At 70.1% G+C, this 12,968-nt stretch carries 11 protein-coding genes; 3 read left to right on the forward strand and 8 right to left on the reverse strand.

Annotated elements, in window-relative coordinates:
- Positions 1-24 precede the first annotated feature (24 nt).
- Complete coding sequence (locus tag GON06_RS11795) at positions 25-453, forward strand: MarR family winged helix-turn-helix transcriptional regulator (protein ID WP_157312486.1); 429 nt, start codon at positions 25-27, stop codon at positions 451-453.
- Positions 454-545: 92 nt separating this feature from the next.
- On the forward strand, positions 546-2,138 hold the full coding sequence (locus tag GON06_RS11800) for an SPFH domain-containing protein (protein WP_157312487.1): 1,593 nt from the start codon (positions 546-548) through the stop codon (positions 2,136-2,138).
- 70 nt (positions 2,139-2,208) lie between these two features.
- Here GON06_RS11800 and iolG read toward each other — a convergent pair whose 3' ends face one another.
- From iolG to iolC, 7 genes are read right to left on the reverse strand one after another with little or no spacing between them, the layout of a single operon-like run.
- The gene (gene iolG, locus GON06_RS11805; RefSeq protein ID WP_332837456.1) at positions 2,209-3,216 is read right to left on the reverse strand and encodes an inositol 2-dehydrogenase; all 1,008 of its coding nucleotides are present in this window, start codon (positions 3,214-3,216) and stop codon (positions 2,209-2,211) included.
- 31 nt (positions 3,217-3,247) lie between these two features.
- A complete protein-coding gene (locus GON06_RS11810; protein WP_157312489.1) occupies positions 3,248-4,165 on the reverse strand; it encodes a sugar phosphate isomerase/epimerase family protein in 918 nt (305 codons plus the stop codon).
- Complete coding sequence (iolD, locus tag GON06_RS11815; protein ID WP_157312490.1) at positions 4,162-6,093, reverse strand: 3D-(3,5/4)-trihydroxycyclohexane-1,2-dione acylhydrolase (decyclizing); 1,932 nt, start codon at positions 6,091-6,093, stop codon at positions 4,162-4,164. Before iolD ends, GON06_RS11810 begins: the two co-directional genes overlap by 4 nt.
- Positions 6,090-7,004: a 5-deoxy-glucuronate isomerase gene (gene iolB, locus GON06_RS11820; RefSeq protein WP_157312491.1), complete on the reverse strand. Its 915-nt coding sequence runs from the start codon at positions 7,002-7,004 to the stop codon at positions 6,090-6,092. The genes iolD and iolB overlap by 4 nt, the downstream gene beginning before the upstream one ends.
- On the reverse strand, positions 7,004-8,569 hold the full coding sequence (locus GON06_RS11825; RefSeq protein WP_157312492.1) for a CoA-acylating methylmalonate-semialdehyde dehydrogenase: 1,566 nt from the start codon (positions 8,567-8,569) through the stop codon (positions 7,004-7,006). The genes iolB and GON06_RS11825 overlap by 1 nt, the downstream gene beginning before the upstream one ends.
- A 15-nt stretch (positions 8,570-8,584) precedes the next feature.
- Entirely contained in the window at positions 8,585-9,478 is an 894-nt protein-coding gene (locus GON06_RS11830; protein ID WP_157312493.1) for a Cgl0159 family (beta/alpha)8-fold protein, read from the reverse strand.
- Complete coding sequence (iolC, locus tag GON06_RS11835; RefSeq protein ID WP_198346686.1) at positions 9,471-10,418, reverse strand: 5-dehydro-2-deoxygluconokinase; 948 nt, start codon at positions 10,416-10,418, stop codon at positions 9,471-9,473. The genes GON06_RS11830 and iolC overlap by 8 nt, the downstream gene beginning before the upstream one ends.
- A 95-nt stretch (positions 10,419-10,513) precedes the next feature.
- On the opposite strand from iolC, the gene GON06_RS11840 reads away from it, so the two are divergent.
- Positions 10,514-11,278 (forward strand): GntR family transcriptional regulator, encoded by a 765-nt coding sequence (locus tag GON06_RS11840; RefSeq protein WP_157312495.1) that lies wholly within the window; start codon positions 10,514-10,516, stop codon positions 11,276-11,278.
- A 7-nt stretch (positions 11,279-11,285) separates the two neighbouring features.
- Here the strand turns inward: GON06_RS11840 and GON06_RS11845 are convergent, their stop codons facing one another.
- Positions 11,286-12,968 carry a hypothetical protein gene (locus GON06_RS11845; protein ID WP_157312496.1) on the reverse strand — a complete coding sequence of 561 codons (1,683 nt, stop codon included), beginning with the start codon at positions 12,966-12,968 and terminating at the stop codon, positions 11,286-11,288.

The raw sequence follows: 12,968 nt of genomic DNA on the forward strand, positions 1-12,968 counted from the left end.
TCATGTCCGCGCTAATCTGTGATGATGACCGATCGCCAGCTCGCCCTGCAGGCGTGGGAGAGCCTCTTCCGCGCCCAGCACGAGCTGTTCGCCGAGATGATCACCGACTTCGACGGCTCCGACATCACCCAGGCCGAGTACGACGTGCTGCTCACCGTCGTGCGCTCCTGCGAGATGACCGCGCGGCTGCGCGACGTCACCGCGAACATGCTCATCAGCCAGCCCAGCGTCTCACGCCTGGTCGACCGGATGGTCAGCCGCGGCCTCATCACGAAGGCCGCCGACCCCGAAGACGGCCGCGGTTCGCTGCTCACCGCCACTGAGGACGGCGCGCGCACGTTCCGCGTGCTCGCCACCTCGCACGGCCGCTCGATCGCCGAGAAGATGTCGAAGCTGAATGCCGACGAGCAGCGCACCCTGCTCGCCCTGACGGAGAAGCTGCGCGGCCTCTGAGCCCGGGGAGTTCTCCCCATCTGCAGCATCCCGCCTTATCTGGCAGGGTGGTCGGAAGGGACTCCACTGGGGAGTTCAGGCTGGAGGGCCCCTTGGAGATCGCCGCACTCGTCGGAATCCTCATCACCGTCGGAATCGCACTCGCGTTCGTCGTCGTCCTGGTCGGCATCGTCGCCCTGTTCGCGCGCAGCTGGATCAAGGTCGCGCGCGCCGACGAGGCGCTCGTCATCTCGGGCCGCAAGCAGAAGGTGCAGCGCGCCGTCGTCAACAGCGACGGCAGCACCAGCTCGGAGATGGCCGAGTCGCCGGTCACGGTCATCGTCAACGGCAAGGCCGTCGTGAACCCGATCACCCAGCGCCACGAGATCATCTCGCTGCGCTCCCGTCAGGTGTCGCTGAACGCCGAGGCGCAGTCGCTCGACAGCGTCACCCTGAACGTCGACGGCGTCGCGATCGTGAAGATCGGCTCCGACCCGCTGTACGTGCGCCGCGCCGCGGAGCGCTTCGCCTCACAGGACAAGGCCATCGAGCAGTTCACCACCGAACAGCTCGAAGGCGCGCTGCGCGGCATCGTCGCCACGCTCTCGGTCGTCGAGCTCATGCGCGAGCGGAAGAAGTTCTCCGACCAGATCGCGTCCGACGTCTCCCAGGAGCTGGCCGAGCAGGGCCTGATCCTCGACTCGTTCCAGATCAAGGGCATCACCGACAAGGTCGGCTACATCCAGTCGCTCGGTGCTCCCGAGATCCAGGCCAAGCGCCAGTCCGCCGAGATCTCGCAGACCAACGCCGATCGTGCGATCAACCAGAAGAACATCGCCAACCAGGAAGCCAACCTGATCGAGCAGACCGCGCTCGACACGAACACGGCGAACGCGAACGCCGGCATCGGCCGCGCGCGCGCCGAGGCCGAGCAGGCCGAGCAGCTCGCCCGCGCGCAGGCCGAGCAGGCCGTCCTGCAGCAGCAGGCCGAGAACAAGCAGGCCCAGCTGGACGCCGATGTGAAGCGCGTCGCCGACGCGCAGCGCTACGAGGCCGAGACCAGGGCTCAGGCCGACCTGTTCACGCGCGAGAAGGCCGCCGAGGCCGCCGCGATCGAGCAGGTCAAGCAGGCCGAGGCACGCACCCGCATCGCGGAGCAGCAGGCACAGGCCGACAAGGCCCGCGCCGCCGGTGAGGCGGCCGCAGCCGAGGCGAAGGCCGCCGGTGAGGCCAACGCCCTGCGCGCCCAGGCCGACGCCGAGGCCGCGGCTCGCCGGGTGCGCGCCGAGGCCGAGGCGGCCGCCATCCGCGCCGAGGGCGAGGCCCGCGCGGCCGCCGTCGAGGCCGAGGCGAAGGCCATCGCGTCGAACCAGGAGGCGTTCCTGTCGCAGCGCGTGCTCGAGGTTCTCCCCGCGATCATGGGCGAGTTCGCCAAGGGCTACGCCACGATCGGCAACGTGTCGATCATCGGGGGCTCCGGCGAGGACGGCGCGTCCAGCGTGGTCGGCGGCGACAACGCCAAGGCCATGCGCGCCGTGTTCGACAGCGTCAACGCCGCCACCGGCCTCGACCTCGCCGCCATCATCCAGGGCCAGGCCGTCGGCCGCGGCTTCGGAGCCGGCGTCGCCCAGGCGTCCGAGGATGCCACGCCGGCACCGGCGCGCCGCGCGGCGGTCGTCGAGGTCGAGCCCGTCGTCGAGGACTGAGCTTCACACGCACGGAGGGCGCGGATGCTGCGGCATCCGCGCCCTCCGTGCGTCTGGGCGACGTGAGCTGTCAGCCCAGGTCGACCGCCACCGCGACGCCCTCGGTCGCCGAGCGCTGCGCCGCGTCGGCGAGGATCAGGGCGGCACGTCCGTCCTCGAAGGTCGAACTGGCAGACGCACCGCCGCGCGCGAGCGAGATGAAGCTCTGCAGCTCGGCGGCGTACGCCTCCGCGTACCTCTGCAGGAAGAAGTCCTCGTACGGGGAGCGCGCTTCGACGCTCGCCGCGGACGAGACGCTGACCAGGCTGGTCGACCGGTTGGCGACCTGCAGCGATCCCGCACCGCCGAAGGCCTCGATGCGCTGGTCGTAGCCGACGGCGCTGTGGCGCGAGTTGATGATCGTGACGATCGCGCCGGACGCCGCGCGGAGCGTGACCACCGCCGTGTCGAAGTCGCCGTGCTCGCGCGCGCCGGCATCGAAGGTCGTCGTGCCCACTGCTGACACCTCGACGATGTCCGGCAGGAAATAGCGCGCCATGTCGAAGTCGTGGATCGTCATGTCGCGGAAGATGCCGCCCGAGACGGCGACGTAATCGGCCGGAGGCGCAGCGGGGTCGCGGCTGATGATCGTCAGCTGCTCGAGCGCGCCGATCTCACCGTCCGAGACGCGGGCCCTGACCTCGGCGAAGGCCGGATCGAACCTTCGGTTGAAGCCGAGCGCCACCGGTACGCCGGCGGAGGCGACTTTCGGTCGCAGCGCCTCCACGCGCGCGATGTCGAGGTCGATCGGCTTTTCGCACAGCACCGGGATGCCACGGTCCACAGCCTTCTCGATGAGATCCACGTGGGTCGGGGTCGGCGAGGCGATGAGAACGGCGTCGACATCGTCAGCAGCGAACACGTCATCGGCATCGGCCGTGGCACGACCGCCGAAGGCCTCTGCGACTCGGACCGCGCCCTCGAGGAACGGGTCGGCGACGCGGGAGAGCACGGCGTCGGGGCTCGCGGCGATGTTCGCGGCGTGGACCTGTCCGATCCGGCCGGTGCCGATCAGGCCGATGCGCAGGGATGCGGTCACTGTCTTTCCTCTTCGTCCGAGTGGGTGGAGGTCACGCCCAGGGGCGCAGCGCCTCGCGGTTGATGCGCTGGTCGGCGCTGCGTTCACGGCGGAACGCGTCGATGGCGACATCCGGGGCGTTCAGCACGTCCTGCTCGACGACGATCCAGCCGTCGAAGCCACGGCCATCCATCGCGGACATCACGCGGGCCAGATCGAGGTCGCCCTGTCCGAAGGCCACGAAGGCCCCCGACATCCAGACCTCGGCCATGCCACCGCCCTCGGCGAGCACGCGTCGCAGCTCGGACCGGTCGACGTCCTTCAGGTGCAGATGGTTGATCCGATCGCCCCAGCGCGTGACGGCATCCACCGGGTCGCCGCCCGCGATCAGCAGGTGGCCGGTGTCCAGCGTGAGATCGACGTCGACCGCCGCCAGGAAGCGATCGATCTCCTCCGGCGACTCGACGAAGGTACCGGCGTGGTGGTGGAAGGTCGGTTCGAACCCCGCCTCGCGCACGAGCGCTGCGGCGCGGGCCGTGTTCGCGACGAGCCGCTCCCACGCCTGCTCCCCCAGCGGATCCACCTCCGCGCCCCGGCCCGGGTGCGCGCGTCGGGCGAGCGATCCGTCGTCGGCGAGCGTCGGCAGCGGCAGCCTGTCCGGCCCGGCCTCGGCAGCATCCGCGAACACCTGCAGCGCGTCGCGCAGCGACGGCAGCGACGCCTGGAACGCCTCATCGTCCGACAGCGGCAGCTGCACCCATCCTCCGGCCAGCTCGAGGCCGTGCGCGGCGAGACGCGCGCGCAACTCGGCGCCCCGGCCGAGGAAGCCCACCGGGCCCAGATCCACTCCGCCGTACCCCGCGTCAGCGAGAGAGGCGAGCATCTCCTCCGCGGAGACGGTCGCCGCGCCCTCCGGGGTCATCTCGAACACGCCGTAGCTCACCGGCGCACCGGCCACCGTCGTCTTCATCGGGTGCTCTCCTCGTCGCCGAGCAGCGGACGCTGCGCCACGCGCTCTCCCTCGTATGCTGCGCGGGCGCGCCGCGTGGACTCCAGCGTCGACACCTCCGGCACCGGCACATCCCACCAGCCCTCGCCATCCGGCGCGTACAGCAGCGGATCGCTCTCGATGTGGATGACGGTGGATCGCTCGGAGGCCTTCGCCTGCGCCATCGCGGCTCTGAGCTCGGCGATCGCTCCGGCTCCCGGGGCGATCTCGATGACGTCGAGCCCGTAGCTGCGCGCGTTCATCGCCAGGTCGACCGGCAGCACCGCGCCGCCCTGGAAGTTGCGCGCCTCGGGGTCGTAGGCACGGTAGGCCGTGCCGAACCGCTCCGATCCGACGGTCTCGGACAGATGCCCGATCGAGGCGAAGCCGTGGTTCTGGATGAGGACCACGATGATCTTGATCCCCTCGGCGACCGCCGTGACGAGCTCCGAGTTCAGCATCAGGTACGACCCGTCACCGACCATGACCACGACGTCCCTGTCGTCACCCAGCGCGGAGAGCCCGCGCTTCACGCCCAGGCCGCCGGCGATCTCGTATCCCATGCACGAGTACGCGTACTCGACGTGGTAGCCCAGTGGATCGCGCACGCGCCAGAGCTTGTGCAGGTCGCCCGGCAGCGACCCGGCGGCCTGCACGATGACGTCTTCTGGCGCCGTGGAGGACTGCACGGCGCCGATGATCTCGGACTGACCGGGCCGGTCGAGACCGGAGGGCGCGAACGCCGCATCGACCACAGCATCCCACTCGTGCTTCTCGCGGGCGGTGCGCTCCGCGAGGGCCGCAGGGACCGACCATCCGGCGAGGCCGTCGGACAGCGCCGTGATCGCCTCCCTGGCATCCGCGATCACGGGGATCTGCGTGCCGTGCTTGTACGCGTCGAAGGGCGCCACATTGATGTTGACGAACCTCACGCCCGGATCCTGGAACGCGGTGCGCGACGCTGTCGTGAAGTCGCTGTACCTGGTCCCGATGCCGATCACGACGTCCGCGTCGGCCGCCAGCCTGTTCGCCGCCGCAGTGCCGGTCGCGCCGACGGCGCCCAGGTACTGCGGATGGTCCCAGGAGAGCGAGCCGCCGCCGGCCTGCGTGGTCCCGACCGGGATGCCGGTGGCCTCGACGAGGGCGCGCAGCTGTTCCTCCGCGCCGGAATAGATGACGCCGCCGCCGGCAACGATGAACGGGCGCTGCGCCGAACGGATCGCGGCGAGCGCGTGCTCGAGCGCGTGCCGCTCGGGGACGGGGCGCCGGATGTGCCACTCGCGGTCCTGAAGGAATGCGATCGGCACGTCGACGCTCTCGGCCTGCACGTCCTCCGGCAGCGCGATCGTCACCGCACCCGTCTCCACAGGGTCCGTGAGCACGCGCATCGCGGCGAGCGCCGTGGAGAAGAGCTGCTCCGGGCGCTGCACCCGGTCGAAGAACCGCGACAGCGGGCGGAACGCGTCGTTCACGGTCAGCCCGGTGTCCCAGGGCTGCTCGAGCTGCTGCAGCACCGGATCGGCGACGCGGGTCGCGAAGGTGTCGCTGGGCAGCAGCAGGGCGGGAAGGCGGTTGGTCGTGGCGAGGGCGGCGCCGGTGAGCATGTTGGTCGCCCCTGGCCCGACCGAGGCAGCGGAGGCGTAGGTCGCCCGGCGTCGGTGGATGCGGGCGAAGCCGACCGACTGATGCACCATCGCCTGCTCGTTCCTGGCCTGGTGGTACGGCATGAGGTCGGGCTGCTCCACGTTCAACTGACGCAGTGCCTGCCCGATGCCGGCGACGTTGCCGTGGCCGAAGATGCCGAAGACGCCGGGGACCGTCCGCTCCCGGATGTCACCGTCCACGGTCCACTGGTGCGCGAGGAACTCGATGAGCGCCTGACTCACCGTCATCCGCCTGGTGGACGTCATCGATTCGCTCCTTCGTCCGTCAGCGGCAGCCGCGGGTCGATGCCCTCGGCCGGCCAGGACGCGCGGGTCCAGGCATGCGCAGGGTCGTCGCTGATGAGCCAGGCCCGCTCGGAACCGGGGCCGGCCATCACGTTGAGGTAGTACAGATCGTATCCGGGAGCGGCGACGGCCGGCCCGTGGTATCCGTACGGGATCAGGGCGATGTCACCGGTGCGCACCATCGCATCGATCTCGATCTCGCCTGCCGGGGACGAGTAGGCGCTGAACAGCCCGAAGGCGCTCGCCGCGGTGCCGCCGGCCGCCCCGCGGGCGGGAGCCGCCTCGAAGTAGTAGATCTCCTCGAGCTGCGTCTCCTGCCCCGGCACGTGCTCGTCGTGCTTGTGCGGCGGGTAGGAGCTCCAGTTCGATGACGGCGTGATGACCTCGCACACGATGAGCCGGTCGGCGTCGAGCACGGCAGGAGTTCCGAAGTTGTGCACCTCACGGCTCGACGCTCCGCCGCCGCGGAGTTCGGCGGGCGCAGCATCCGCGGCGATGTGCTGCACCGGTTTCGCGGCATTCGACGGCGAACTCGCGACCGCGAACCTCCCGGTGCCGGTGATCGTCGCGCGCGTGCGCGGCGGAAGGTAGAGCACGTCCGTCGCGCCGCTGAACACCGAGCGGCGACCGGCCAGCTGCGTCCGTCGCTCGCCGTCCCCGGCATCGTACGAGACCGCGAACGATCCGGCGAGCGGGACGATCAGCTGCTCGATCCCGCCCTGCGGAAGAGCGAGTTCGGCGCCCTCGGCGAGCGTCGCGATGCGGATGCCGGTGTGCTGCCATCCCGGAGTCCGCTCGTCGACGACGCTCTCCCATTCAGCCGCGGCGAGTGTGCCGCGGCGATGGAACCACTGCGATGTGGTGTCGGACATCAGCTGTTCCGCGGGAAGCCGAGGTTGATGCCGCCGTGATCGACGTCATCGCGCTTCGCGGGGTCGATCCAGCGGGCGGTGACCGCTTTCTCCCTGGTGAAGAAGTCGAAGCCGTGCAAACCATAGGCCTTCGCGTCGCCGAAGAGCGACTTCTTCCACCCTCCGAACGAGTGATACGCGACGGGCACCGGGATCGGCACGTTGATGCCGACCATGCCGACATGCACCTCGTGCTGGAAACGACGCGCTGCGCCGCCGTCGTTGGTGAAGATGGCGGTGCCGTTGCCGAACTGGCCGGAGTTGATCAGGGCGAGGCCCTCGTCGTAGGAGGCGACGCGCACGACCGACAGCACGGGCCCGAAGATCTCCTCGGTGTACGCGCGGCTGTCGGTGGGAACCCGGTCGAGCAGGGTCGGGCCGAAGAAGAACCCGTCCTCGAGCCCGTCGACGCGGAAGCCGCGACCGTCCACGACGACGTCGGCGCCATCGGCCTCGGCGATGTCGACGTACTGCGCCACCTTGTCGCGGTGGACACCGGAGATCAGCGGCCCCATGTCGGGCTCGACGCCGTCGATGCCTGCGCCGTCGCCCACGCGGAGCCGACCGATGCGGGTGCGGATCTTCTCGATGAGCTCATCGGCGACCGGGTCGACGGCGAGCACGACGGAGACCGCCATGCAGCGCTCTCCCGCCGCTCCGTAGCCGGCGTTGATGGCGGAGTCGGCGACGAGGTCGAGATCCGCGTCCGGCAGCACCAGCATGTGGTTCTTGGCTCCGCCCAGCGCCTGCACGCGCTTGCCGTGCCGGGACGCCGTCTCGTAGATGTACTGGGCGATCGGGGTGGAGCCGACGAAGCTGATCGATTCCACGGCCGGCGAGGTCAGAAGTCCGTCGACCGCGGTCTTGTCTCCCTGCAGCACGGTGAAGGCGCCGTCGGGAAGACCGGCCTCCTTCCAGAGCGCCGCCATCCACAGGGCGGCGGAGGGGTCCTTCTCACTGGGCTTGAGGATGACGGCGTTCCCCGCGGCGATGGCGATCGGGAAGAACCACATCGGCACCATCGCCGGGAAGTTGAACGGGCTGATGATCCCCACGACGCCGAGGGGCTGCTTGATCGAGTAGACGTCCACGCCGGTCGACACCGACTCCGAGTACGCGCCCTTGATCAGGCTCGGGAACCCGCACGCGAGCTCGACGACCTCCTGACCACGCAGGATCTCGCCCAGCGCGTCCGACACGACCTTGCCGTGCTCGGCGGTGATGATCTCGGCGAGCTCGTGCTTGCGGGCGTTCAGCAGCTCGCGGAACGCGAACAGCACCGCCTGGCGCTTGGCCGCCGAGTACGCCGACCACGCCTGGAAACCGCGCTCCGCGGAGGCGATCGCGAGCGCGATCTCATCCTCATCGGCCAGTGCCACCCGTGCGGTCTCCGCACCGGTCGCCGGGTTGAACACGGGCGCGGTGCGTCCGCTGGAGGCCCGTTCCGCACCGTCGATCCAGTGCGGGATGAACCGCTGCCCGGTCTGCTGCCCGGTCTGCGCCTGAGTGCTCTCGGCAATCGTCATGATGTCTCCTTCGGATCAGCGGTCGTTGTGGACGAGGCCGGCCGCGGTGGCCACGGCCGCCGCGACGTCGTCATCGGGTGGGAAGAGCAGGGTGCGCCCGACCGTCAGGCCCCGCACCCCGGGAAGCGCGAGCGCGTCCTCCCAGGAGGCGTACGTCTCATCCTGGTCGTCGCCGGCGTCGCCGCCCAGCAGCAGCGTGGGCAGCGTGGTCGCCGCCATCACCCGTTCCATGTCCGGCACCACGGGCAGCTTCATCCACGTGCAGGCGCTGCTGCCGCCGACGCCCGCGGCGATCGACACCGACAGCACGGCCGCGTCCGTCGACAGGTCGTTCACCACACGACCGTCGATGCGACGGCTCATGAAGGGCTCGATCATGATGGGCAGGTCGACGGATGCCGCCTCGGAGATCACGCGCGCGGTCTGCTCCATGGTCCGCACGGTCCCGGGGTCGTCGAGGTCGATGCGCAGCAGCACCTTTGCGAAGTCGATGCCGGCCGTCGTCATGGAGGGCACGTCGAAGGCGGTGAACCGGTCGTCCATCTCGAAGCTCGAGCCGCGCAGGCCGCCACGATTCATGGACCCGACGAGCACCTTGTCGTCGAGCAGCCCGAGCAGCGCGAGGTCGTCGAGGATGTCGGGGGTGCCGAGCACACCGTCCACGCCAGGATCGTTCAGGGCGATGGCCAGGCGCTCGAGGAGTCCGTAGCGGTCGGCCATCGCATCGGGACGATCCCCGACGCCGAGGGCGCCCCTGGCCGGATGGTCCGCAGCGATGATGAACAGCCGCCCGTCACCGCGCAGCACCGGCCGCCGGGTACGGGCCGCGTACGCCTCGCGCACGGCCCCCGGGTGCTCGGCACGCTGCGCGCGCAGCCGGTCGAAGTCGAGAGCGGTCATGTCAGGCATCCGTTCCGAGCAGTTCATCGACCTCGGCGGTCGTGGGCATGGCTGTCGAGCATTCGCGGCGCGAGGCGACGATCGCTCCTGCCGCATTCGCGAAGGTCAGAATGCGCTCGAGCTGCCAGCCGGACAGGAGCCCGTGGCACAGGGCGCCGCCGAAGGCGTCGCCGGCGCCGAGGCCGTTGACCACGTCGACCGCGTGCGGCGGCACCTCGACCTCTTCGTCGCGCGTCTTCGCGAGCACGCCCCGCGGCCCCTGCTTGACGATCGCCAGTTCCACGCCGTGCGCCAGCAGCGCATCGGCGGCACGGCGCGGGTCGGTCTCGCCGACCGCGACCTCGCACTCCTCGCGGTTGCCGACGACGACCGTCACCTGCTCGAGCAGCGGGCGCACCTGCGCCGAGGCCTCGGCCGCAGAGGCCCAGAACATCGGCCGGTAGTCCAGGTCGAGCACCGTGTGGGTGCGGCGACCGCGTGCGTCGAGGGCAGCGTGATGCGCGGCACGGCTGGGCTCCTGACTGAGACCGGTGACGGTTAGCCAGAGCACGGCGGCTCCACGGACGGCGTCGAGATCGAGCTGCGCGGTGTCGACGTTCAGATCGGGCGCCTTCGGCTCGCGGTAGAAGTACAGCGGGAAGTCGTCGGGCGGGAAGATCTCGCAGAAGGTGATCGGCGTGGGCAGCTCCGGATCGGTGGTGACCGTCGCGGCGGAGACGCCGAGCCGACCGAGCTCCCGCAGCAGATAGCGCCCGAACGGGTCATCCCCCACCCGCGAGATCAGGCCCGCGCGGCGACCGTGCCTGGCCGCCGCGACGGCGACGTTGGCCGCACTGCCGCCGAGGTACTTGCCGAAGGTCGAGACGTCCTCGAGGCCGACACCGTCCTGCAGTGGATAGAGGTCCACGCCGAGCCGCCCCATCGCGAGCACGTCCGGAATCGAGTTCATGGCCATGTCCTAACAATAACACATACAGATGTTTTGGCTTTAGACTTTCGAGTGGATATGTACCATTGTCGGGACAACGACACGAAGGAGCACCGATGGCCGGCGACGAGACCTATTGGCCTGCTGAACTGTTCGCCGACCTCGAGCGCACAGGACCCGTCCCCCTCTACTACCAGGTGTCCACCCGTCTCGAGCAGGCAATCAAGTCCGGCACGATCCCGGCCGGCGCCCGGCTGGAGAACGAGATCGCCATCGCGCAGCAGCTGGGGCTCTCCAGACCCACGATCCGCCGCGCCATCCAGGAGCTCGTCGACAAGGGGCTGCTGGTGAGGCGGCGCGGCATCGGCACCCAGGTGGTGCAGGGACAGGTCGTGACTCGCCAGGTCGAGCTCACCAGCCTCTACGACGACCTGACCAGCACCCACCACACCCCGAGCACTCGCGTCCTCGCCCACGAGGTCATCCCTGCCCCCGAGGCAGTCGCGACGGCACTCGGCATCGACCCCGGCACGGAGGTCGTCTACGTGCGACGGCAGCGCTCGACCGACGGCATTCCGGTAGCGGTGCTGGAGAACTACCTTCCCGGCGACTTCGCGGACGTGACCACTGAGCAGCTCGAGACCCGGGGCCTCTACCAGGTGCTGCGGGCGCGTGGCGTGGCGATCCGCGTCGCGAAGCAGAAGATCGGAGCCCGCCGGGCCACCGGCGACGAGGACACCCTGCTCGACATCGACAAGGGCGGACCGGTGCTCACCGTGGAGCGCATCGCCTTCGACGACTCCGGTCGCGCCTTCGAGTACGGTCACCACTGCTACCGCCCCGACATGTACAGCTTCGAGACGACTCTGGTCGCGAAGTAGCCGCCGTTCACGACGTCGCAGTCTCCGCGCGGAGAGTGAGAGTGACGCGACCCGGCGACCGTCCGGTCAGATACAGGCGGTCGCCCGTCGCGGCATCCGTCGCGCCGAGGAACGCGTAGTCCTCACCCGGCCGGTACGCAGGCTCGCCGTTCGCACGGTAACCGGCATCCGCCGTGACGAGGATCGCCCCTCGAGCGGAGCGGTAGCGTGCGGCGCCGGCCCCGAGGAGGACCGTGCCGTCGGCGCGGACATCACCACCGTCGAACTCTCCGCCGCGGAACGCGAGTTCGAGCGCCCACGCACAGTCCGGCCCGTCGAGGTCGAGGCCGATCACCGCGCCGTCCGCCGTCGGCACGACCGAGACGGCCGTGCGCAGCGCGACCACGTCACGTCGGCGCTCCGGGAACGACATCGACCCGAAGAACCTTCCGTCATCCGTGAGTGAGTACTCACCCTCGCTGTCGAGCGCCGATCCTGTGAAGGGCTGGTAGTAGCTCGCGGAGACCTCCTCCGTGAGTCGATATCCTCCGTCGTCCCGGATCCGGAGTCCGTCTGCGCGGAACGGTCCGAGACCGAAGAAGTCGCGCGAGAGCCGGATCGAGTCCAGCACCGCGTCATCTGCGAACATGCGGAGGAAGGTGGGATTCGTCGACAGGCCGGAGCGCACCCGCCGGAACCGCGGGTAGTCCGACCCGCCGAACACGACGAGCCTGCGTCGCTCATCGGCATCGACCACGAGGCCGCTCTGCGCCCAGGTTCCGCCACCCTTCGGCGGAACCGCCGTCGGGAGCTCGTCACCGAGGCGGGGGTCGAGCAGCAGTTCGGTCAGAATCGCAGCGGGATGCACGATCCCCTGTGCGAGGGCGCGCTCCGCCGCCCAGGCGAAGTCACCCCGACCCAGCTCGATCGCATAGCGGCGATACATCAGCAGATAGGGTGCGAGCGGGAACCGCGTGAGCTGGTCCTGCCGCCGCGAGTGCACCGTCTCGACCGTGCCGTCGGGGTGGATCATCCCCAGCGTCGCCTCGAGGTTGCGGATCACCGCATCCCGGGCGTGCTGAGCGCCGAAGACGTCGGCGATCACGGTGAGCGACGGGTTCGACACGTAGGCGGCGTAGTTCGCGCTGCGCTCCGAGAAGATTCCGTCCGCGGTGATGTCGACGCCCTCCGCCAGCCATTCGGCCGCACGTGCGGTGAGCTCTGCGGCTGGTCGGCGCCGGTGCAGCCGGGCCAGCGCAGCGGAGATCTCCCAGCGGTGATTCGGGGTGTGCACCCCGCCGACGAGGAGCGCCGGTTCGACCGCATCCGCGATGTCCGCGAGCTCAGCCGCGAGGGCCTCCGCTTCGGCCGTCCGCTCATGCGGCTGCGTGTCCAGCAGCCGCAGCGTGTCGCACAGGTCGTTCACCGTGAAGGCCGAGTCGGGCGGAGAGTCCACGTTGTCTCCGCCGACGAAGAGCCCGCTCGGCCCCTGCAGTGCGCGCAGCGCTGCGACGCTCTCGCGTGCGGAGTCGATCAGCGCGCCGTCGCCCGACCTCGCGGCCTGCGGCCACAGGAACGCCGCCACGAGCAGCCTCACACGATCCATCAGGTGCCGATGCGCCCCCTCCGAGGAGGGCTCGCGCAGTGCGCTCTCGACCTCGGCATCCACGGCCCTGCGCAGCTCGGCACTGAATCCCGCATCCGCTGTCAT

This window comes from Microbacterium sp. MAH-37 (assembly GCF_009758255.1).
Classification (GTDB): domain Bacteria; phylum Actinomycetota; class Actinomycetes; order Actinomycetales; family Microbacteriaceae; genus Microbacterium.

What these genes read in the sequence shown, in the direction of transcription:
- GON06_RS11830 (WP_157312493.1), bottom strand. Translation starts at nt 9,478, where the DNA reads ATGCCTGACATGACCGCTCTCGACTTCGACCGGCTGCGCGCGCAGCGT.
- GON06_RS11845 (WP_157312496.1), bottom strand. Translation starts at nt 12,968, where the DNA reads ATGACAGCGGATGCGGGATTCAGTGCCGAGCTGCGCAGGGCCGTGGAT.
- GON06_RS11840 (WP_157312495.1), top strand. Translation starts at nt 10,514, where the DNA reads ATGGCCGGCGACGAGACCTATTGGCCTGCTGAACTGTTCGCCGACCTC.
- iolB (WP_157312491.1), bottom strand. Translation starts at nt 7,004, where the DNA reads ATGTCCGACACCACATCGCAGTGGTTCCATCGCCGCGGCACACTCGCC.
- GON06_RS11825 (WP_157312492.1), bottom strand. Translation starts at nt 8,569, where the DNA reads ATGACGATTGCCGAGAGCACTCAGGCGCAGACCGGGCAGCAGACCGGG.
- iolC (WP_198346686.1), bottom strand. Translation starts at nt 10,418, where the DNA reads ATGAACTCGATTCCGGACGTGCTCGCGATGGGGCGGCTCGGCGTGGAC.
- GON06_RS11810 (WP_157312489.1), bottom strand. Translation starts at nt 4,165, where the DNA reads ATGAAGACGACGGTGGCCGGTGCGCCGGTGAGCTACGGCGTGTTCGAG.
- GON06_RS11795 (WP_157312486.1), top strand. Translation starts at nt 25, where the DNA reads ATGACCGATCGCCAGCTCGCCCTGCAGGCGTGGGAGAGCCTCTTCCGC.
- iolD (WP_157312490.1), bottom strand. Translation starts at nt 6,093, where the DNA reads ATGACGTCCACCAGGCGGATGACGGTGAGTCAGGCGCTCATCGAGTTC.